Origin of the sequence: Sporosarcina sp. PTS2304 (assembly GCF_003351785.1) — a bacterium.
GTDB lineage: Bacteria > Bacillota > Bacilli > Bacillales_A > Planococcaceae > Sporosarcina.
On record NZ_CP031230.1, the window covers coordinates 38171 to 61605 of the forward strand.

The 23435-nt window shown below is 41.8% G+C and carries 13 protein-coding genes and 2 riboswitches; of the genes, 10 read left to right on the forward strand and 3 right to left on the reverse strand.

The window, feature by feature from the left end:
- Positions 1 to 6: 6 nt before the first annotated feature.
- Entirely contained in the window at positions 7 to 2886 is a 2880-nt protein-coding gene (locus DV702_RS00190) for a S8 family serine peptidase (RefSeq protein WP_114922882.1), read from the forward strand.
- Between the two features lie 1007 nt (positions 2887 to 3893).
- Here DV702_RS00190 and DV702_RS00195 read toward each other — a convergent pair.
- Genes DV702_RS00195 through DV702_RS00205 form a run of 3 tightly spaced genes read right to left on the reverse strand, consistent with a single transcriptional unit; the run spans position 3894 to position 6423 of the window.
- Positions 3894 to 4907, reverse strand: a complete 1014-nt coding sequence (locus DV702_RS00195) for an ABC transporter substrate-binding protein (RefSeq protein WP_114922883.1) — start codon at positions 4905 to 4907, stop codon at positions 3894 to 3896.
- Entirely contained in the window at positions 4904 to 5656 is a 753-nt protein-coding gene (locus tag DV702_RS00200; RefSeq protein ID WP_114922884.1) for an ABC transporter permease, read from the reverse strand. The genes DV702_RS00195 and DV702_RS00200 overlap by 4 nt, the downstream gene beginning before the upstream one ends.
- On the reverse strand, positions 5653 to 6423 hold the full coding sequence (locus DV702_RS00205) for an ABC transporter ATP-binding protein (RefSeq protein WP_114922885.1): 771 nt from the start codon (positions 6421 to 6423) through the stop codon (positions 5653 to 5655). The genes DV702_RS00200 and DV702_RS00205 overlap by 4 nt, the downstream gene beginning before the upstream one ends.
- Before the next feature lie 85 nt (positions 6424 to 6508).
- Positions 6509 to 6606: riboswitch (TPP riboswitch) on the reverse strand.
- 920 nt (positions 6607 to 7526) lie between these two features.
- A riboswitch (cobalamin riboswitch) is annotated at positions 7527 to 7714 on the forward strand.
- Positions 7715 to 7840: 126 nt separating this feature from the next.
- Here DV702_RS00205 and DV702_RS00210 point away from each other — a divergent pair.
- The 9 genes from DV702_RS00210 (at position 7841) to rbsB (ending at position 23400) form a co-directional block, all read left to right on the forward strand.
- The gene (locus DV702_RS00210; protein ID WP_240315705.1) at positions 7841 to 12262 is read left to right on the forward strand and encodes a DUF4430 domain-containing protein; all 4422 of its coding nucleotides are present in this window, start codon (positions 7841 to 7843) and stop codon (positions 12260 to 12262) included.
- A 928-nt stretch (positions 12263 to 13190) separates the two neighbouring features.
- Complete coding sequence (locus DV702_RS00220) at positions 13191 to 13760, forward strand: TetR/AcrR family transcriptional regulator (RefSeq protein WP_114922888.1); 570 nt, start codon at positions 13191 to 13193, stop codon at positions 13758 to 13760.
- A 24-nt stretch (positions 13761 to 13784) separates the two neighbouring features.
- Positions 13785 to 16841, forward strand: a complete 3057-nt coding sequence (locus DV702_RS00225) for a YhgE/Pip domain-containing protein (protein WP_114922889.1) — start codon at positions 13785 to 13787, stop codon at positions 16839 to 16841.
- Between the two features lie 930 nt (positions 16842 to 17771).
- Positions 17772 to 18752, forward strand: a complete 981-nt coding sequence (locus DV702_RS00230; RefSeq protein WP_114922890.1) for a LacI family DNA-binding transcriptional regulator — start codon at positions 17772 to 17774, stop codon at positions 18750 to 18752.
- Positions 18749 to 19627 (forward strand): ribokinase, encoded by an 879-nt coding sequence (gene rbsK, locus DV702_RS00235; RefSeq protein WP_114922891.1) that lies wholly within the window; start codon positions 18749 to 18751, stop codon positions 19625 to 19627. Before DV702_RS00230 ends, rbsK begins: the two co-directional genes overlap by 4 nt.
- Positions 19624 to 20013, forward strand: a complete 390-nt coding sequence (rbsD, locus tag DV702_RS00240; RefSeq protein WP_114922892.1) for a D-ribose pyranase — start codon at positions 19624 to 19626, stop codon at positions 20011 to 20013. The genes rbsK and rbsD overlap by 4 nt, the downstream gene beginning before the upstream one ends.
- Positions 20014 to 20029: 16 nt before the next feature.
- A complete protein-coding gene (locus DV702_RS00245; protein WP_114922893.1) occupies positions 20030 to 21526 on the forward strand; it encodes a sugar ABC transporter ATP-binding protein in 1497 nt (498 codons plus the stop codon).
- Positions 21513 to 22454 carry a ribose ABC transporter permease gene (gene rbsC, locus DV702_RS00250; RefSeq protein ID WP_114922894.1) on the forward strand — a complete coding sequence of 314 codons (942 nt, stop codon included), beginning with the start codon at positions 21513 to 21515 and terminating at the stop codon, positions 22452 to 22454. The genes DV702_RS00245 and rbsC overlap by 14 nt, the downstream gene beginning before the upstream one ends.
- Positions 22455 to 22467: 13 nt before the next feature.
- A complete protein-coding gene (gene rbsB / locus DV702_RS00255) occupies positions 22468 to 23400 on the forward strand; it encodes a ribose ABC transporter substrate-binding protein RbsB (protein ID WP_114922895.1) in 933 nt (310 codons plus the stop codon).
- Positions 23401 to 23435: the final 35 nt, after the last annotated feature.

Genomic DNA, 23435 nt, shown 5'->3' on the forward strand with positions numbered 1-23435 from the left:
GGAATTATGAAATTTATAAACCGTCCGATCATTGCATTCGTATTCATATTGCTAACTGTATGCGGTTTTTCGTCTATAGAGGTTCGTGCACAAAGTGGCGCTGCAACTACAGAGTGGTTAATTGAGTATGGAGATGTTCAGCATTCATTAGCTGAAGAACCTTCAGTGGAAGGAGTAGAAACAATAGAACAAATAGCGCCCAAAGTAGAACTGTGGAGTTTTGCAGAAGATGCGGATATAGAACAGATTACGCAACAATTACGTGAAGATTCTACTGTTCTATCGGTTGAACCGAATTATGAACGTCACTTACATGCAGAGTCAGATCCATTCGTAGAAAAGCAGTGGTGGATTCCGCATCTTCAACCCGAAACTCTTTGGTCAAGCGTGAAGCGACAAAAGAAAGCGATTGTTGTAGCTGTAATCGATTCAGGGATTTCGAGTACACACGAAGATCTTCAGGGGCGTATTCAATCAGGCGGCTATAATTTTTACGGCAATAATACAAATGTAGAAGATATGAATGGCCATGGAACAGGAGTAGCCGGTGTGATTGCTGCGACGTATGGAAATGGAAAAGGAATTACAGGCGTCGCAGGTCCTTATCATATAAAAGTTCTTCCTTTAAAAGTCTCTCATATTACAGGAACGAGTTATGTATCAGATAGTATTAAAGCGATTGATTATGCGATAGAGAAAAAAGTAGACGTCATTAATATGAGTCTAGGCAGTGCGGAGCGTTCGACTACAGAAAATGCGGCAGTTCAACGTGCAATTCGAGCAGGTATAGTCGTTGTTGCCTCAGCTGGTAATGAAGCGTTAAAAGGCAATCCTATTAGCTATCCAGCATCGTATGAAAACGTCATTTCAGTTGGTGCGATTGACATTGAAAATAGACGTTCATCGTTTTCAAATTACAATTCATCCGTTAGTTTAGTTGCACCCGGGACCGGTATTTATACGACAGGGGTAGCCAATAGTTATAAATCAGTCAATGGAACATCTTTTTCATCGCCTATTGTTGCAGGGGCAGCTGCAATGATTAAATCATTACAACCAGACGCTACACCAAAACAGATTAAGAACATACTAGAAGATACGGCGGTTGATCTCGGAGAACCAGGCAAAGATCCGCACTTCGGAGCAGGATTACTAAACCTTGAAAGAGTATATGCAGCACTGGCAGTCCCAGAAGTTAAGGTGCAGACCGTGGAGTTGGATAAAGCTTCTGTCACATTAGATATGAATGTAAGAACAAGCTATTCAAATGAAGAAAAGACTATAGAAGCCAAGCGAGTGCATGCACAAGCAGCAATGGTTTATGAAGAAGAATTGCTACCGGAGTTTGCGATGGATCACATGTTTATGCAAGTGGGCCAAAGCAAACAATGGGCGACTGGAATTGAATCAAACGCAAGTATTATGTCATCTAATAGACAAGTAGCAACGGTAGATGAATATGGAATAGTACACGCGACTGGTTGGGGGTCGGCTACTATTCGTTATGAAAGCAAATACACAGTGAAAGAACTTCGTGTGAAAGTTGGTTGGGATACCGATCGGCCTATGACGGCATTATTCGAAAACGTGTTACCAATTGATGCTGTAGACCGTTCAGTTACATGGACTTCGTCAAATCCAGAAGTTGCTGAAGTTGATAAGTACGGAATCATTACGGGGAAAAAAACAGGGGGTACCATCATTACAGTACGAACAAATGATGGTGGCTTGACAGCGGATGCGAAAGTTACAGTCGTTGGCGGTCAAACACAAGTAGAATTTGTAGGCGACTTTCCAGCAATGACTGTAAATCAACACAAAGTCTTTACTATTCATTTTAATCAGAAAATACAAGTAGGAAGAGACTATAGTAAAGATATTTTTCTATCGCGTTCGCCGGATGGTTCAGAACAAGTGAATACTTTCCTTGTATTTTCAAATCCTAACTCTTCCAATCAATTACTGATCATGCCCGAAACAGAGTGGAAAGAAGGGACGTACTATTTGACCATTACAAAAAATCTGCAAAATGACCGTTTCGTTTCATTAAAGAAAGATGTGCGGATGAAGTTTGATGTTGTGATAGAAGACGAACCTGTAGCTCAAAAATATGTGTTTGAAAGTAATTATGATTTTGATTGGGAGTATATAAAAAGAGATTATCGTGAATTTCAATTGAACGGAGTAAAAAATGGAAAGATAGTAGCAGGATATACGACGAATGTAAACAATAATTTCAGATTTGCTGGAAATATTGGAGATACACGCAATGAAATTATCCGAAAGTATGGTCAGCCGTTAACGTACATTATGAAAGATCGCACGAAATACAATATTAGCGGACAAGATTTGAAACCTACGTATATGATCGATGGAAAGTATGTAACGTTCTTGATCGATCAACATAATCAGAACAGAGTGCGTTCTATTTTATGGATAGATCAAGCGACTGAAGAGCGCGCAAAGTATTGGTATAAAACACCGAATGAGCGCTATAAACAACACTCTGAACAACTCATGCACGAATTGGTCAATCAAGCGAGACATGCGGCAGGCCTACCGATCTTGAATGAGAATAAACTACTGACGACTGCTGCTAGGATGCATAGTGAAGACATGGCGCGTAATAATTACTTTAGTCACACGAATCTGCGTGGAGAAAGTGCATCGCAGCGTGTAGAAAACATAGGACTGCGCCCGAATGCTACGGGTGAAAATATTGCGCAAGGCTATTTGAATAGTATTTTAGCGCACGAAGGATTAATGAATTCATTAGGCCATCGCAATAATATACTTAGTCCAGAGTATTCTCAGCTCGGGATTGGTATAGCATTCAATAGCGAGTCGAAGCCGTATATTACACAAAAATTTTATATTTATAAATAATGACGTCGCTTAAAAGAGAACAGTAAGTCAGTTGGTGCTCGTTCAGAAGTTGGAGTGGGGTAAGTGACTTCTCCCATGCAGTGTAGAAAATGAGTGTACGTGTGAGGATTCTCCCTACAGAACCGGACGCTTTCCTGAGGGAGCGCGGCGGACTCGCCAAAAGTTCTTTGGCGATTACGCCTTTCGTGCTGATCCTCCAGGAGTCGCCGGTTCTTCCGGGAGAATCCTTGAGTTTTTGTTGGGAAATCAGTTGGTGTTCGTTCAGAAGTTAGAGTGGGGTAAGTGAACTTCTCTGGTGCGGATCAGAAAAGTTGTGTACGTGTGAGGATTCTCCCTACAGAACCGGACGCTTTCCTGAGGGGACGCGGCGGACTCGCCAGAAGTGCGTTGGCGATTACGCCTGCCAAGTGCAAAGATGTGCTCCTTCTCGCTGCGCTTCACTCGTAAAAGCCGTCCTTCGCAACGGCTCTTCCTGATCCTCCAGGAGTCGCCGGTTCTTCCGGGAGAATCCTTGAGTTTGTGTCTGCAAGTCAGTTTGTGTTCGTCCAGAAATAGAGTGTGGTAAGTTCCGCTTTCTGAACAGTGTGGGTGAAGTTTTGGATTGCCTGATTGAATACATATAGAGTCATTGCTTTTTCTGCTCAGTCCATCGAAACAGTCATAGTAGCCAGCAACACTTCACCGCTTTTAACTTCAAAAACGGTCGCATTATATCAGACAAGTCTACTTGTTTTTCACTACCTACAAAGAGTGATCAACCTGTCTTGCACACACTAAGTACGGCTTGGAGCTTACAGACGATCGACTCCGGGAGGATCAGGGCCACAGGTGTAACTCGCAGAGCACTTTTGCGAGGTCCACCGCGCCCCCTCCGGAAAGCGTATCGTCTGGAAGCGCAAGCCGCAGGATATTCCAAGTCAGCCTTACTCCACCCAATCGCCATAGTCAAACTCACTTTAAATGAAGGAATGAATTATACATAATACGGTTAATCGACAGGCTTGATATTAAGACTTCATATCAATAATCATCTCATCAACATCTGGAGTAGTTGTAATAAGCTCCATTTCCTTTAGCCAGTCACGAACTTCTTCCCACGAAGTCGGATCAAGATCTCCAAATTCCGCATTGTCCGAATCCATTTTAGGCAACAACACATTCAAGCTTTCTGTCTCGATAGCTTGATCGAGCGGGAAATTTGCTTGGTCCTGATTACTCAGTAAAATCTCAAGTGCTTCTTCTGGATTTTCCTTCATGAAATGATAGCCCTTTTCAGCTGCTCTCCAAAACGATTGAATCGCTTCTTGATCTTTTTTCCACGTATCATCACTCGTTACCAAAACAATTTCACTATAGTTTGGCACACCATATTCTACAGGGTTAAAATAACGCGCTTTGTATCCTTTACTTTCCATTACAGGAACTTCATGATTGATGAATGTTCCCGTTACAGCATCCACTCGTTCAGATACTACGGACGCCTCTAAGTCGAAACCAACGTCAATCATTTTCACTTTATCGTAGTCACCGCCATCATGTGTCACCATCGTTTTGATCAAAGATTCATTCAATGGAATACCTGGATAGCCGACAATTTTATCTTCCAATTCTTTCGGCGACTGGATCGGACTATCTTCTAACATCACCGTGTAATTAAGTGGTTCACGGACGATGGACGCGATCGCTTTAACAGGAACTTGCTCATTCGCCTGTGCCAAAATTACGTCTGGCTGATAATAAAATCCGAGTGTAACTTTACCAGCTGCCGTCAAATTCATCGGGTCGGTCGGGTTAGCTGGGAATTGAATGACTACTTCTACGTTTTCCTCATCGAAATATCCTTTTTCCTGTGCAACGTACAAATAACTATGTACTGCATTTGGATACCAATCGAGCATAATGCTGACCTTTTTCTTCTCTTCTTTCGGTGTTTCTTCAGTAGTCTTTGAGTCGTCACTAGTACTGCAGCCTGCAAGTGCTAGTAGTAGAAAGACAATACCGAATAAAAAGCGCTTTTTCATTGATGCTTCCTCCAATGTAAACATATTTTTTCTAATAAAACGACAATCAGGAAGCAGATAATGCCCACTGCAGAAAGTAAAACTATCGGGGCGAATACTGCTGCACTATCAAATTGTGTCATCATTCTACGGCTAAAATAGCCAAGCCCTGCTTGTGCGCCAAGCCATTCTCCAATGGCGGCACCGATGACGCTTAATGTAACTGCTACTTTTAGTCCTGAAAAGAAAGACGGAAGAGCAGAAGGGATATCTAATTTAAGAAAAATATCTTTTGTTGATGCTCCCATTGTCAGCATTAGCTCTCGCAGATTACGATCAGAAGAGCGCAAACCATCGAAAACGCTAACTGTAATCGGGAAAAATGTAATGAGCACAGTGACCGCTACTTTACTCCAAATACTATAACCGAGCCAAAGTACGAAAATGGGTGCAAGTGCGATAATAGGGATCGTCTGCGATGCGATCAAAATTGGATAAAACGCCTGCTCAATCGGTTTCTTCATATACATCGAAATGGCCAACGCAGAGCCGATCACGACAGAAATAGTGAGTCCGATCAAAATAGTTAAAGCTGTGGGCGGTAAGTGATGGATAAACAGCTCTGCTTTAAGTTCCCATAGCTTTAAAAGAATCGCCGATGGAGAGGGAAAGAGAAAACTTTTGTCATACAGACGTGCACCTATTTCCCAAATAACTAGTAAAATCATGACAAATGCGATTGACCATGTGTAGGAAAGTAATTTCTTCATAGACGCGCCTCCGAACGCAGCTCCGAAACTAATCGTTCTTTTAACTCGATCATTTCAAGTTGAGCCAAGTCCCGCATCGTCCGTGGTCGATCTAGCGGAACGATGATTTCACGTATCGTTGTTACAGGTTTTTCAGCTAAGACGAAAATACGGTCGGACAAAAATAATGCTTCATCTATATCGTGCGTAATAAATAATATCGTCTTATCAAATTTTTGCCATTGATCGACAAGCCATTCTTGCATCGTCAAGCGTGTAATTGCATCAAGTGCACTGAAAGGTTCGTCGAGCAGTAATACATTCGATCCTGTCAGCACCGTACGTAAAAAAGAAACACGTTGTCGCATACCACCTGATAAATTTGCGGGATAAGTGTGTTCCACGCCTGCTAATCCAAAATCTGCAAGTAATTGGATAATCCGTGCATGCGCTTGTTTCTTTCCTTGCAATTCAAGTGGAAGTCTTACGTTTTCTAGTATCGTTCGCCATGGCATTAAAAGATCCTGTTGTGGCATATAGCCTACTTTACCCAGTCGGTTGGCGGATGCTTCCCCATTCAGGAAAATCTGTCCTGACTGTGGATTATCTAGGCCGGTCACGAGTCGAAAGAGTGTACTTTTTCCATAACCACTAGGTCCGATGATACTAACAAATTCGCCTTCCTGCACACGTAAACTCACTTGATCTAAAATGGCAGTAGGAGCTGAAGACTTAGCTGCTTGGTAATGAAATGAAACGTTATCAAATGCGAGTACAGTCTTTCTCATGTAGGAATCACTTCTCTTTTCTTAAAATCCTCTACGCAAAAACACCACTTCTATTTGCGAAGTGGTTGCATAGTACGGCAAAAATCCGTCTATATGTTCACTTCCCTCCGCTAGCATTATCTAGTGCAGGTTAAAGGGTTAAGGCCACAGCCTCTCTCAGCGAAAGCACCCCTAGTGTTTATCCATCTCTTATAGTTGCATAGTATTAGTAGTTAGTCAAGATAAGACAAATTGAGGCTGACTTGGAATGTCTTGAGTCTTGCGCTTCCAGCCGTACTTTGTGTGTGCAAGACAGGTTGATCACTCTTTGTAGGGGGTGAAAGACTACGTGGGCTTGTGTGCTACTTCATGTTCGTTTGTTAGATGGAGTGGAGCTGACTTGAAGATTCTTGGGCTTGCGCTTCCAGACGATACGCTTTCCGGAGGGGACGCGGTGGACCTCGCAAAAGTGCGCTGCGAGTTACACCTGTCAAATGCAAAGATGTGCTCCTTCTCGCTGCGCTTCACTCGCAAAAGCCGTCCTTCGCAACGGCTTTTCCTGATCCTCCCGGAGTCGATCGTCTTCCAGCTTCAGCCGTACTTTGTGTAGGCAAGACAGTTTGATCACTCTTTGTAGGTGGTGAAAGACCAAGTAAGTAGACTTGTCTGATACAATGCGACCGTTTTTGAAGTTAAAAAGCGGTGAAGTGTGGCTAGCTACTATGACTGTTTCGATGAACTGAGTGAAAAAATGACCTTATATACATTCAGTCAGCAAATTCAAAGCTTCACCACACTGTTTAGGAAGCAGAACTTACCAAACTCTATTTCTGGACGAACACCAACTGACTTACGGACACTACTTCAAGGATTCTCCCGGAAGAACCGGCGACTCCTGGAGGATCAGCGCGTCAGGCGTAATCGCCAACGCACTTTTGGCGAGTCCGCCGCGTGCCCTCAGGAAAGCGTCCGGTTCTGTAGGGAGAATCCTCATACGTACCCTACTTTTCTGCACTGTACAGGAGAATCCTAGCACGTATCCTTATTTTCTTCACTGCACAGGCTCGTCTGTTCTTATTTATGTCGTATTGCGTTTCACAAACAATTGCTATAAAATCAAAGATAGTTATATAAAGTATTTTGGTACTTTGCCAGTTTGCAAAGTTGAAAAAGGAATCAGGTGAAAATCCTGGACGGTCCGGCCACTGTAAATGGAAAGTAATTTCAAGTAACCACTGGTGCATAACTGGGAAGGTTGAAGTTGCGTTTGTATCCATAAGTCAGGAGACTTGCCACAATACTATGCTAGTAGCCTTCCGGAAAAAGGTGTGCATGTTTTGTGGTAGAATTCTGTACACACATACATATGCCCTTGTCTCTTTCTGGAGGCAAGGGCTTTATTTTGTAGAAAAATTGGAGGTAGAAATCATTGGGGAAGATGAAAGTAGCAAGAAAGTGGTTTTCCGTAGTAGTCAGCTTTTTATTGATTTTATCATTTTTTAATCCCGTTGTTCATGCGATAAGTTCGGAAGTAGAACCATCAGAGGACATTACGGTAAAGCTTCGAATAGAAAGCTATGATCGTACCATTTTACCAGCAACGGAAGTAAGTTTTTCACCTTATAATATTACACATGCTGTCGGAAAAAATAGCTTGGATGCAAACAGTCCACTCGCTATTTATGCAATTGTAAAGGCGTTGGAAACGAACGGCCATAACGTGACGAATACCGATAAATTCAACTTCGGAAATGGCGCGTATATTACGAAAATTGACGGCATCGAAACATTTGAAGTAAATCCGCCTATGGATGGCTGGATGTATTATGTAAATGATCAATACGTAGATAGAGGCGTAGGGGAATATGCATTATCGCCAAATGATGAAGTGACAGTATTTTTTACACCGGATTACTCTACAACAAAATATGCTTGGTTTGATCAGAAACAAGTCACTACGACTGCAAATCAAACAGAAACCGTACTATTAACGGCATCTTCCTATGATTTTCAAGCAGATGAGGTAATAGAAGAAGTCGTTTCAGATGCTACAATCCTTGTGGACGATAAACCGCTTCTAGTAGACGGTCAAGAAGTGAAAACGAACGCAGAAGGAATTGCTACTATTATATTCTCAGAACCTGGCACCTATCATCTGTCAGCTCGAAAGATGGATGGAGACTTCAGCTCGATTACTCGTCCGTATAGTCAAGTGATCGTAGGTGAGGCAGAACAACCAATCGAGAGTCCTTCAGCAGAACAAATGCTGGAAGAAGTCGTGCAGTTCTATAAAGAAAAAGATATGATACTCGATTCATGGCAAACACTAGTCGGACTATATGCAGCAGGAGAAGACTTACTTAATGAACAATGGAAGTTACCCGCTTGGCAGAAAGAAGAACCGGCTAATCTGAAAGAAACTCATCATGGAACCGAACATATCCGCTATATTTTCGGACTGCTTGCGATGAATGAAGACCCTGCGAGCGCATGGGGTTCAAAACGTAATCTGTATGCAGAATTAGCGAAACAGCAAAACCCAACAACAGGCGCATTTGGTGGCATCAACAAACATATGTGGGCATTGCTTGCGATGGACACCGGTGAACGATTGGGCGCAGATTTGGGCACGTGGAATGAAGATGCGAAACAACAAGCGCTAGACTATTTAATTAGTAAACAAAACGAAGATGGCGGCTATGCATTAAGTGGAACAGTGTCTGACCCTGATTTGACGGGCATGGCATTAATCACACTAGCCAATTATCAAGGCAATAGTGCTGTCGATACGGCAATCGAAAAAGCAAAAGGCTTATTAAGAGCGCAGCAATTGCAACTTCAAACCGGCGGCTTCAAATCGGCATGGAGTGGGGATAATGCCAATTCCTTAGCTACAGCTATTTGGGGTCTGCTTGCCATAAATGAAGACGTGCTAACAACTGATTGGCAAGTAAAAGGAAATACTGTACTAGACGCAATAAAAGGATTCCAAAAAGAAGACGGTTCATTTATATGGAAAAGCGATTACCCTACAACGAACCTTATGTCAACAGAACAAGTATTGCTTGCTTTAGCGGATATGAAAGCTGGGAACTCGGTGTGGAATCGTATTAAGATGACGAAAGAACCCGTAAAACCTACTGCAACCGTTCAGATTGATGGTTTGAGTGAGACGATCATTCCACAAACAACAGTTACGTTTGAACCGGGTAGTACGATCTTGCAAATAGTAGAGGCATTACTAACAGAAAATAATGTGAAGTTTGAAACCGATAAGTTGAAAAAGAACTTTTTCTCTATCAATGATGAACAAAAAGGACAGTTAGGCGGCAGTGACCATTGGTTTATTAGCGTCAATAACGAGTCCTATACTTCTTATATAGATAATGAATTGCAAAACGAAGATACTATTCATCTCTATTATAAACGTAATGCAACATTGCTTTCTGCCACAAAATTAACTGTCGGAGATGTCAATCCAACGATTGAAGTAACTGTCACAGGGGATACGTTTACAGAAGCAGCTTCAGATAAAGCGAACTGGAGTATCGCACAAGATGAGTTGACAGTAAGTGAAGTAGACGTACAAACGAATCAAAAAGTGCGCTTGACGCTTACTGGAACAGTACCAGACAAAATGATTCAAATTAGTCCTACAGAACAATCGATTGTATCCAATCAAAAGAGATCTGCATATAATATGCCTCAGAAACCGGTCGTTATTCGGTCGGCAGAAGAAATGATTGCGGATACATTGCGTTTCTATGAAGAGGAACGATACAAAGAAGAAACATTTGGCTATGATGTACCAGAGCTCGGCTGGATGGAAGTCGTGGCACTTAACGCGGTCAGTGAAAAAGTGAAGGATGGAACTGTGTCGCTCCCGACTTGGGTGACGACTGATCCTGGTTTGAAAGTGGATGAAAGTGACACTCATCACATTCGCTACATTTTCGGTTTGTTAGCGGCTGGAAAAGACCCTTCTAATGCGTGGGAAACGAAGCGCAATCTGTACGCGGAACTAGCGGCACAGCAAAAAGAGGACGGGTCATTCGGTGGCAGCAATAAACATACGTGGGCAATGCTTGCGCTAGATACCGGAGAAAAACGTGGCCAAAATGTCGGGACATGGGATGCGCAAGCGAAAGAGAAAGCACTGGAGCATTTATTGAAGCAAGAAAAAGATACTGGTGGATTTTCATTGTCAACTAAAGCCTCTGATCCAGCAGACGCGGACATGACAGGTATGGTTTTATTAACGCTTGCGAATTACCAAGATGAAAGTGCGGTGAAAGCAGCAATTGACCGCGCGAAGCAAGTGTTACGCGAACAACAAATGGCTACCGCTGGATGGGGAGCATGGGGAAGTGAAAACTCTAATAGTATCGCAACTGTCCTCTCTGGATTAATCGCAGTTGGGGAAGATGTCAACGCTGCCGAGTGGCAAAAGGATGGAGTCACTCCTCTCACTTCACTAAGTAAGTATCAAATGGACAACGGCGCGTTCACTTATATGTTAACCCCACGAAAAATGATAAATCTAAAAGCAACGGAACAATCATTGATTGCTTTACACGAAATCAAAACAGGCCAATCCATTTGGCAACAATTTTCAGCAGTCGAAGGTACGGAGCCAAGTGAACCAGTAGTAGAGAAGGCACAGCTAACTTCCACAATCAAAACAGCAGAACAAAGACTTGAGACAACGCAAGAAGGAACGACTGCTGGAACTTATAAGAAAGAGGATCGTGATACATTACAACAAGCGATTTCAACAGCCAAAACAACTGAAACAGACGAACAAGCAGAACAAGCAAAAGTCAATGAAGCGGTAGAGTTATTGAAACAAGCGATTAAGCAGTACGATCAATCAATAATTGTAGCTATTATACCACCCACTCAACCTACTACCATCACATTTTCTGTAGAAGCACGAACGATGGATGCAGGGGACATTATTAGTCCGAAAAAAATAGAGATTCAATCAGGAGATACAGCATTTACCGCATTAAAGCGGGAATTAGAAAAACGTTCTATCTCATTAGGTTATGAAGGAGTAGGGCCGACCGTATATGTCAAAGTCATAAATGATTTAGGCGAATTCGATGGCGGTCCACAAAGTGGCTGGATGTATTCAGTAAATGGTGAATTTCCGCAGTTTAGTGCTGGTATCTATACGCTAAAGAAAGATGATGTTTTACGATGGCAGTATACAAGAAACTTGGGAGCAGATTTGGGGGATAACTGGAACCCGGATCCAAAACCAGACCCTAAACCAGATCCAAAGCCAGATCCAAAACCAGATCCAAAACCGGAGCCTAAGCCTGAACCGCCGGTAAAAGCACCTGAACATATAGAAGCTACTGTTGAAGGCGGAAAACTTCATATTCAAGTGAAAGATGAGAAAACAGGCGAACTTCAACCAGCAAAAGTTGAGAAAACAGAAGAAATAGGCGGATTTGTCATTGTACAAATCGGTGAAGCTGGAAAAGCAATTGACGCTTTACAAGGAATTGAATTGCCTCCAGGAGAACCGAAAGTAATAGTATTAGACAATGATCAGCCATACTCGTACTTCCAATCTGAAGGTGGAGTGAAACCTACAAAAGAATGGGAGATTAAATTTTCAGCACCTTTATCGCAAGATGCAAACAATGACGAAAAAGTAATTGTCCGAAATGGAGCGGGTGAGCTTGTCGAAGCTACATTGGTAGTTGGAGCAGATGGCAGGTCACTAAAAGTCGTACCAACTAAAGGATATACACAAGGTGAATTGTACTATATTACGATTACTGGCGTTACTTCAGCGAGTGGTAAAGTAATAAAAGAACCTATACGTAAAATCTTCGTTGTAGAATAAAAAATGCACTGTCACAAAAGTCAGCAAAAAGACTTTTGTGGCAGTCTTTTTTCTATAAACGCCTGTTGAGTAACCATATTATGGGTAATTCATTCGTTTAAAAGCGAGTTAGGTAATAGAAATAAGTGGACGACTTCGACTAGCTGGAATACTGAGATTAAGATTATAAGATGGAGCAAAGCTGAATTGAAGTGTCTTGCGGCTTGCGCTTCCAGACGATACGCTTTCCGGAGGGGACGCGGTGGACCGTCAAGCGCTGCGAGTTACACCTGTCACCCTTATCCTCTCGGAGTCGATCGTCTTCCAGCTTCAGCCGTACTTTGTGTGTGCAAGACAGGTTGATCACTCTTTGTAGGGGGGAAAACCAAGTGGACTCGTCTGATACCATGCGACCGCTTTGAAGTTAAAAAGCGATGAAGTGTTGCTAGCTACTATGACTGTCTCGATGAATTGAGTAAAAAATAAATGACTATATACGCATTCGTCAGGCAATCCAAAGCTTTACCTACAATATTCAGGAAGAGTAACTTGCCATACTCTATTTCTGGACGAACACAGACTGACATCCCGACACAACCTCAAGGATTCTCCCGGAAGAACCGGCGACTCCTGGAGGATCAGGAAAAGCCGTAGCGAAGGACGGCTTTTGCGAGTGAAGCGCAGCGAGAAGGAGCACATTTTGGCACTTGACAGGCGTAATCGCCAACGCACTTCTGGCGAGTCCGCCGCGTCCCCTCAGGAAAGCGTCCGGTTCTGCAGGGAGAATCCTAGCACGTACACTCTTTTTCTGCACTGCAAAGGAGAAGTCACTTACCTCACTCCAACTTCTGGACGAACATAAACTACTTGAAATTTACAACTACACTATGTAATATAATGACCAACAGACCGAAATGGTATTATGGTCATTTTAAGATGAGGTGTCATAATGAATCGCAGAGAAGAAATTATGTTAGCGGCTGAAAAGTCCTTTACGATGTTTGGATATAAAGCAACGACAATGGATCAAGTAGCGAAAATCGCAAATGTAGGAAAAGGAACGATCTACACGTTTTTTTCTACGAAGGAAGAGTTGTTTCATTCGATTGTTTGGGAAATGGTTAAGGAAATGAAAGAGGTTTCTGAACAGGGAATAGTAGCAGGAGCTTCTTTTCAAGAGAATGTCCATGCCCGAATTATGCAGTTATTGAAATTTAGAGAAACTCATCAATTATTTATTAAGTTGATCGAAGAAGAGAAAGAATTACGGACTCCAGCCGTCGGAGAAGCGCTCGAGAAAATTGAAAAAGAAATTCTACGCTATATAGCGAGTAAAATCGACAAAGGAATAGCAAATGGAGAGCTAAAACAATGCAATAGTGAGTTGATTGCTTATCTTTTATTTAAAATGTATGTAGCTTTAGTAGTTGATTGGAATAAAACACATGAAAAACAGCTTACGGAAAAGCAAATTACTGATATACTCAATGATACGATTTTCTCTAGTCTATACGTGTGATATCAAAGTGAGGTTAGTTCATAAATGAATAAAATTTGGTTTATTGTCAAACGAGACATTCGTAACATTACAAAAAATAAAGCAGCGTTAATTGTGATAGCGGCAATCGCATTTCTGCCGTCGCTCTATGCGTGGCTGAATATACTTGCTTCCTGGGATCCTTATTCGAATACTAAAGGAGTTTCAGTGGCGATTGTTAGTGAAGATAAAGGGGCGACGATTGAAGACAAAGAGTTTAATGTGGGCGATGAAGTGATCGTCTCATTGACAAAGAATGACGACCTCGGTTGGCAGTTCGTAACAAAAGACGAAGCCATCAAAGGTGTAAAACACGGTGATTATTACGCAGCTATTATTATACCAGAAAACTTTTCAGAGAATTTAAGTAGTGTCGTTACAGACGATATTAAACAACCTAGATTGGATTACTATATTAATGAAAAGATCAATGCCATATCTCCGAAGGTCGCTGGAAAGGGAGCTTCCGCAATTGTGGAAAATATCGATAAAACATTTGTTGAAGAAGCTAACCAAGCCGTCATAAAAGTATTTAATAATTTAGGAGTAGAATTACAAGGTAATCGTGCAAATATTGAAAGACTACGGGATTTAATTTACCAATTAGAGGATGACATTCCGGAGATCTACTCCAAATTACAATTAGTCGATAAAGGATTGAATTTTGCAGATTCGTCTATCGATCGAGTAGATGTCGTACTTGATGATGTAGATAATGTCCATGCAAACGCGAAAAAATTGAATGCGCGTCTAATAGCTAAATTAGAAGAAAATGAAAAAACAGTAGACCAAACGTTAGCCGCTATCACATCAAATCTTGAGAGTGCACAAACTGCATTTCGCAAAGTGCCAACTATCACCAGTGAACTTGCAGGAAAAGGAGAAGACTTAGACCGTATTACGAATTCTTTGCGTGACAAGCAAGGAAAGTTAGAAGATACGAATGCTCGATTAGATGAAATTTATGATTTTTTGAAAAAACAAGACCAAAATTTACAGAACTCTACTAATATTCAAGACTTACAAGCAACCTTGAGCAATAGCGTAGATGATTTGAGCCGCTTGAAAAAGAATCTGCAAACATTGATAGCAGATTTACAGAATGGAAAAAATCCAGCAGCTGATGTAGTGACACAAACACAAGAACTATCGAAGAAGTTAGCGCAAGACATGGAAAGAGTACAAAATAATTACCTTACTGTCTTGTATCCACAAACGGAAAAGTTATTGAAACAACTGCAAGACCTTTCTGGAAATATGACTACATTATTCGATCGAGCGACTGAAGTGAATACTACAGCGATAAAAGCTGTGCAACGACTAATTGATACGCGCGATTCAATAGATCTGAGTGGCATGAAAAGTGAATTGGATCAGTTATCTTCAGCAATAGAAGGTCAAATGAGTAGAGTAGATAATGTGATTTCTATATTAGAAAGAGCTGGCAACATAACAGGTAGCGAGAAGCTCAGAAATTTGGAGCAAAAGTTCGCTTCATTAAAGGAGCAAATGCAAAAGACAACCCAAGTGATTAACGGGATACAGGCGGCTATTGAAAGAGGAGAAAACCCAAGTAGTAGTTTGCTTACTCAACTAAAAAGTCAGCTCGAAGCTACTCAACAGCGCATTACGGACACGCAAAATCAATGGAATCAAAATAGCCAACAAACGATACAACAAGCAACGGAACAGTTGAAATCATTTGACCAGAACTTGCGTGATCGATTCAATGAACTGCAAGCATCTAAAACAGAAATTGATGAAAAACTGCAAAAGTTGCTTGAAACCGCTGAGAATCCAGAGCGAACAATCGAAGCTTTAGAAACAATGGTAGAACGTATCGACAATGGCTTAACCGCAATTGGGTCCATCACCAGTGGCTTAACGGATTTACAAAATTTCATTCATTCCGATAAGCTTGCCAATGAAATTGAAAAAATCAAGACGATACAAGATAGCTTATCTACTACACAATCTTCAATAGATGGGTTAATCGTGCGTATTAACGACTCTAAAGCAAATGGAAAAAAACATTTAGCGGAAATTGATCGTGTGTCCGGAGAGTTGGATCGTTCAGTAGGTGAAGCGATCGACTTTGTAAATAGTGACCTCTCAAGAAAGTATAAATCTGCGATGAGAGATGCAACGAATGCACTGTATGATGTATCTGATGTGCTCGATGAAGTGAATAGTCGCATTCCGCGTTTGCGAGAAGCCCTTGGGAAAGCGGAAGAGGGAGTTACGTTAGGGAAAAAAGATCTTGCGAAAGCACAGCAATACTTCCCAGAAGCACGTGAAGCGATCGAGACGATGGCTGAGAAAATTCGTGCACTAGAAAAGGACGGAGATTTAGATAAATTACTAGAAGTTCTTGCAACAGACCCAGCCGGAGTTAGTAAATTCTTCGCAGATCCTGTCGTGCTGGATGAACATCCCCTCTATCCAATTCCAAACTATGGTTCTGCGATGAGTCCGTTCTATACGACACTCTCTTTATGGGTCGGTGCATTATTAATGGTTTCTACATTGAAAGTGGATATTCGTGAAAAGTCACGATTTAAAAGCTACCAAACGTATATAGGCCGACTCATTATTTTCGCTGGTATTGGAACGATTCAATCGTTAATCGTTACGGTAGGTGAACTATTTATCATGAACACATACGTTGTCAACAAGTTACCTTATGTATTGTTCGGTGTACTAGTGAGTATAGTGTTCGTTTCGATTGTCTACACATTAGTATCCGTATTTGGAAATACAGGAAAAGTTATGGCGATTATTTTAATGGTCATGCAACTAGGTGCATCTGGTGGAACATTCCCAATCCAAATGGCACCGGAGTTTTTCCAAAGAATCTCCGCATTCATGCCTTTTACTCATGCCATTACGTTATTACGTGAGGCGATTGGCGGAATTCTTTGGGAGGTAGCTTGGAAGCAAATCGTTTATTTACTCATTTACTTTGTACTCGCTTTAGTGTTAGGACTTGGTTTGAAGAAGTTCTTTAATAGATCGAGTGATAAGTTTATGGAGAAAGCGAAGGAAAGCAATATTGTGATATAAAGGGAATGAAACGGCGTATGACCAAGGTTTTACTTCTTGGTTTTATGGCGTTTTTTCCGTCTATTCGTAACGATTTCATCTTGAAATAGATACAAAAAAAGTAGCGTGGCTTCTCCAGTGCGGTGCAGAAAATGAGTGTACGTGCTAGGATTCTCCCTGCAGAACCGGACGCTTTCCTGAGGGGGCGCGGTGGACTCGCCAGAAATGCGTTGGCGATTACACCTGTCACCCTGATCCTCCAGGAGTCGCCGGTTCTTCCGGGAGAATCCTTGAGTTTGTGTCTGCAAGTCAGTTTGTGTTCGTCCAGAAATAGAGTGGGGTAAGTTCCGCTTTCTGAACAGTGTGGGTAAAGTTTTGGATTGCCTGATTGAATACATATAGAGTCATTGCTTTTTCTGCTCAGTCCATCGAAACAGTCATAGTAGCCAGCAACACTTCACCGCTTTTAACTTCAAAAACGGTCGCATTATATCAGACAAGTCTACTTGTTTTTCACTACCTACAAAGAGTGATCAACCTGTCTTGCACACACTAAGTACGGCTTGGAGCTTACAGACGATCGACTCCGGGAGGATCAGGGCGACAGGTGTAACTCGCAGAGCACTTTTGCGAGGTCCACCGCGCCCCCTCCGGAAAGCGTATCGTCTGGAAGCGCAAGCCATAAGACTCTTCAAGTTAGCCTTGCTCCATCTAATAAACGAACATAAAGTAGCACACAAGTCCACGTAGTTTTCACCACTTACAAAAAGGTATCTAACTGTCTTGCACATACTAAGTATCGTCTGGAAGCGCAAGCCGCAAGACATTCTAAATCAGCTTCTCTCCATTCAACCTTTTACTCTATTGACATGAAAAAACATCATCTGTTATCATGATGTGTAACCGGTACCACATATCGATGACACTCTATAAAGAATGAAGGTGAACTAGTTGGCGACTATACGGGACGTGGCAAAAAAGGCAGGGGTTTCCGCTGCGACTGTTTCGCGTTACTTGAATAATAAAGGCTATATTAGCGATGAAGCAAAACATGTAATTTCTGAAGCAATTAAAGAACTCAATTATCGTCCAAGCATGATTGCACGCTCTCTTAGTACGAAACAAACGACGTTCATAGGGTTGATTGTTCCGGATATAGTGAATCCTTTCTTTCCTGAATTGGCGAGAGCGATAGAGGACGTGGCGCTTGCTTATGGATATACGATTGTATTATGTAATTCAGATGAAAAAATAGAAAAAGAAATCCATTATATAACCACTTTGCAGCAAAAGTATGTGGCGGGCTTTATTGTGGCGACGAGCCATGCAGAAGCAGAACATTACACAACAGTCAATTTGCCGATTGTGGCGATTGACCGTCGAATTCACTCGTCAATCCCACTAATCTCAACAGCTAACCGAGAAGGAGCGAGAATCGGTGTGGAACATCTTTTGGCGAATGATTGCCGCCATATTTTGTGCATGCGGGGACCAGCCAGTGTAGGTCCTGCAAATGATCGCTTTTTAGGGTTTATGGACGCTATCGAGGGTAAAGATATACAAACGCATGTCGTAGAATGCCCGTTTCAATTTGAAGCATCTGAATTGGCAGCACGCGAGCAACTACAGCAACATGCGATAGATGGAATTTTTGCAAGTAGTGATGTGTCGGCTGCCGGTGCGTTGAAAGCTGCATATTCATTAGGTATAAAGGTTCCAGATCAATTGCAAATCGTAGGATATGATGGAACGATGTTGGCTAGTCAGTTAACTCCAGGGCTCACGACAGTGGCGCAAGATGTTTATAAGATTGGTGCATTAGCCGCTAGAATGCTTATTAAATTAATAGAAGGTCAAGAAGTGACGGAACAAGAAATCCAGATTCCAGCCGAATTGATTATTCGAGAAACTACAAGGAGTGGGTCGCAATGATTACGGTGATTGGCAGTGCAAATATGGACTTAGTAGTAGGTACAGAAAACTTCCCAAACCAAGGGGAGACTGTTCTAGGTAATGTATTTGATACGGTGCCTGGCGGTAAAGGTGCGAACCAAGCAATTGCAGCAGCAAGGCTTGGTGGCGACGTTCACATGGTTTGCTGTGTAGGCAATGATTTGTTTGGAACAAGCATTACAGACAATTTACAAAAGAATGCGATCGACTGTACAGGTGTGGCACAAGTTGAAGGAGCTTCAGGTATTGCTAATATTTTATTATCAGAAGGGGATAATCGTATTATTGTAGTCCCGGGCGCTAACTCATTATTACTGCCTTCGCACATTGATGAAGTAGAAGAGCAGATTAAAAAAAGCAAATTGGTGATATTGCAACTGGAGATTCCAATTCCAACCGTAGTGTATGCTTTGGCGAAGTGCCAAGCAATCGGTGTGCCGGTGCTTTTGAATCCTGCGCCAGCGCGTGGATTTGAACTGGATATGATGCCTTCTATTACTTACTTAACACCTAATGAAACTGAATGTGAACAAATTTTCGGTATGGATATGGTAGAGGCGTTAGAAAAATATCCTAATCGATTAATTATTACATTAGGAAGTGAAGGCGCACGATACTTCGATGGAGAACGACACGTCATTGTCGACGGTTTTAAAACAACTGTTGTAGATACGACAGGTGCCGGTGATACATTTAACGGAGCCCTTGCACAAGCCATTGTGTTAGGAATGGATTTAGAAAAAGCGGTGAGATTTGCCAATGCTGCTGCTTCACTTTCTGTAGAAAAATTCGGTGCACAAGGCGGTATGCCGACGTTCAAAGAAGTACAAGAACGTCTGGAGGAACAGTCATGAAGAAACATGGCATCATTAATCGGGAAATCGCTGCAGTACTAGCTAAAATGGGCCATACAGATCAAATCACCATTGCAGATTGTGGATTACCTATTCCAGTAGGTGTTCCTTGTATTGATCTTTCTTATACATTAGGTAAACCAAGATTTATCGAAATTTTATTTGAAGTGTTAAAAGATTTTGAAGCAGAAAAAATCATTATTGCTTGTGAAATGAAACGAGAAAATCCGGCAGTGTATGAGCAAATAAGTAGCGTGCCATGTCAAATGGAAGAAATGACACATGAGCAGTTAAAGGAAGTAACAAAGCAGTCGAAAGTGATTATTCGTACAGGAGAAGCGACGCCATATGCCAATGTAATCTTGCAGTCAGGCGTCATATTCTGAAAGTGGGTGAACAGAAATGATTGCGATGAGTGGGATTTCAAAAAGCTTTAACGGTAATAAAGTACTTGAGGATGTTCAGTTTGAAGTAAAGCAAGGCGAAATACATGCACTTATGGGTGAAAATGGTGCGGGTAAGTCTACATTGATGAAAATTTTGACGGGCATTTATACACGTGACGCTGGCGATGTATGGGTAAAAGGTGAAAAAGTAGAGTTTAAAAATGCCAAAGAAGCTGAAGCAGCGGGAATTGCGGTGATTCACCAAGAATTAAATATTTTGCCGGATTTGACGATTGCAGAAAACTTCTATTTAGGCAATGAAGAAACTTTTGGCAAGAGTGGTATTTTAAAAACGAAGGATATGAATCGCAAAGCGGAAGAAATTTTAGCGAAACTTGGATTACACGTTGATGCACGTACAGTAGCACGAGAATTATCTGTCGGTAAACAACAAATCATTGAAATTGCCAAAGCTGTTTCATCGAACGCAGAACTGATTATTATGGATGAGCCGACTGCTGCTTTAACGGATCGTGAAATTGAAACGCTATTTGCTACTGTCCGCTCCTTACAAGCGGAAGGTGTCTCATTTGTTTATATTTCGCACCGAATGGAAGAAATATTCGCGATGTGTGATCGGATTACAATTTTACGTGATGGCCACTATGTTGGCGTGAAGAAAATAAAAGAAACTACATTTGAAGAAATTGTCCAGATGATGGTAGGTCGTGAGTTAGGTGAGCGTTTTCCTAAGCGCACACATGCGATTGGTGATGTGAAGCTGAAAGTAGAAAACTTAGGACGCGATGATTTATTTGAAAATGTATCATTTGAGGTTCGAAAAGGTGAAATTTTGGGCGTTGCTGGCTTAATGGGTGCTGGTCGAACGGAAGTTATTCAATCTATTTTCGGTTATAAGAAGCCTACAGCAGGAGAAATCTTTATTGACGGTAAAAAAGTAGTGATTTCCAACCCGTTACAAGCGAAAAAACATGGCATCGGATACGTTACGGAGGATCGCAAATCAGAAGGGCTTATTGTAGATTTTTCTGTACGGGACAATATGAGTTTAACGAATTTTGATCGAATTTCAAAGTCAGGTATTATTCAGAAAGCGAAAGAAAATTTACTATACGATACGATGTCAAAACGTTTAGGTGTACGTACATCTGGTCCAGAACAAAGCGTGAAATCGTTAAGTGGTGGGAATCAGCAAAAAGTCGTTATTGCAAAGTGGCTGGGAATTGAGCCGGACATTTTGTTTTTGGATGAACCGACGCGTGGTGTCGATGTAGGCGCAAAGAAAGAAATTTACAGCATCATTAACGAACTGGCTGCACGCGGTGTGGCGATTGTTATGATTTCATCGGAACTGCCAGAAGTGATCGGAATGGCAGATCGTGTGCTAGTAATGCATGAAGGACATTTGATGGCGGATTTACCGAAAGAAGAAATGACACAAGAACGCATTATGCATTTTGCTACAGGAGGTGACAAAGTTGTCCAAAACTAATATGAAGTCTTCACTACAAAAATTAGGTCCCGTCATTGGACTACTATTAATCGTTGTTATTATTTCAATTATGAGCCCGAGTTTTTTAACACTTAACAATCTGTTCAACGTACTGCGTCAAGTGTCGATTAATGCGTTGATTGCATTTGGGATGACGTTTGTTATTTTAACAGGCGGTATCGATTTATCGGTTGGATCTATATTAGCACTAACCGGAGCCGTGACAGCTGGGATGATGTCAGGCGGAATGGATCCTGTTTTTGCTATGATTCTTGGTGTATTGCTCGGTGTGTTACTAGGAGCTATTAACGGATTGATTATCGCAAAAGGAAAAGTCGCACCATTCATTGCAACACTAGCGACGATGACTATTTTCCGCGGTTTGACACTTGTGTACACAGAAGGACGTCCTATTTCAGGACTAGGAGATTCGCTGACGTTCCAAATGCTCGGTAAAGGATATGTTTTCGGTATTCCTGTTCCGGTCATTACAATGGCGATCGCATTTGCAGTATTATACTTTATTTTAAAGAAAACTACTTTCGGACGTCGTGTGTATGCGGTAGGTGGCAACGAAGAAGCATCTCGTTTATCAGGAATTAACGTAGACCGAGTTAAGATCTATGTTTATTCATTGGCAGGCGGTTTGACTGCGATTGCGGCGTTGATTTTAACATCACGTTTAAATTCAGCACAGCCAACTGCAGGGAATATGTTCGAATTAGACGCCATTGCTGCAGTCGTGCTCGGCGGTACAAGTTTAACAGGTGGTCGGGGTTGGATTGTCGGAACGTTAGTCGGTGCCTTAATCATCGGAGTCTTAAATAACGGATTAAATTTGATCGGCGTATCCTCTTTCTTCCAACAGGTCGTAAAGGGTGCAGTTATATTAATTGCCGTGTTATTGGATCGCAAAAAAACAGCATAAGGAGATGAAACGCATGAAAAATGTAAAATGGTTATTTCTTATGGCAGTAGTTTTAGTATTAGCCGCTTGTTCAATGGAGCAGCCAGGTTCGGGCTCATCAGATGATGAAGGTGATGCTAGTAAAGATGGAGAGAAGACATATAAAGTGGGGCTATCAGTCTCTACTTTAAACAATCCATTCTTCGTTACGTTAAGTGAAGGGGTTAAAGAACAAGCGAAAGAATCGGGATCAAAAGTAATTGTCGTTGACGCACAGGATGACGCTTCAAAACAAGCGAGCGATGTAGAAGATTTGATCCAACAAGGTGTCGATTTATTGATCATTAACCCAACGGATTCTCAAGCGGTCGTGTCTGCAGTAGAATCTGCGAACAGCTCCAATATTCCCGTCATTACGGTTGACCGCAGTGCAGAAGGCGGAGAAGTTGTTTCACATATTGCATCTGATAACAAAGCAGGCGGAGTACTAGCAGGTGAGTACATGCTGGAATTGCTCGGTGAAGACAATGCAAAAGTAGTTGAACTCGAAGGAATTGCAGGATCTTCAGCAGCGCGTGACCGTGGAGCTGGTTTTAATGAAGCAGTAAACGGTAAAGTGAATATCGTAGCGAAACAAACAGCAAACTTTAATCGTGCAGAAGGTTTAACAGTTATGGAAAACATTTTGCAGGCGAATCCTGATATTGCTGGCGTATTCGCTCACAACGATGAAATGGCCCTTGGTGCATTAGAAGCTATTCATTCGGCTGGTAAAGATGTAATCGTTATTGGATTTGATGCGACTGATGATGCGATTGCTTCTGTTAAAGAAGGAAAGTTAGCGGCGACGATTGCTCAAAAGCCGGAAGAAATCGGAAAGAAGGCAATGGAAGCAGCGGTTGCGACTTTAAAGGGTGAAGAAGTAGAAGCTGACATTCCTGTAGATTTGGAATTGATCAAAGAGTAAAACACTATTTGCAACTCTCAATCGGATAAACCGTT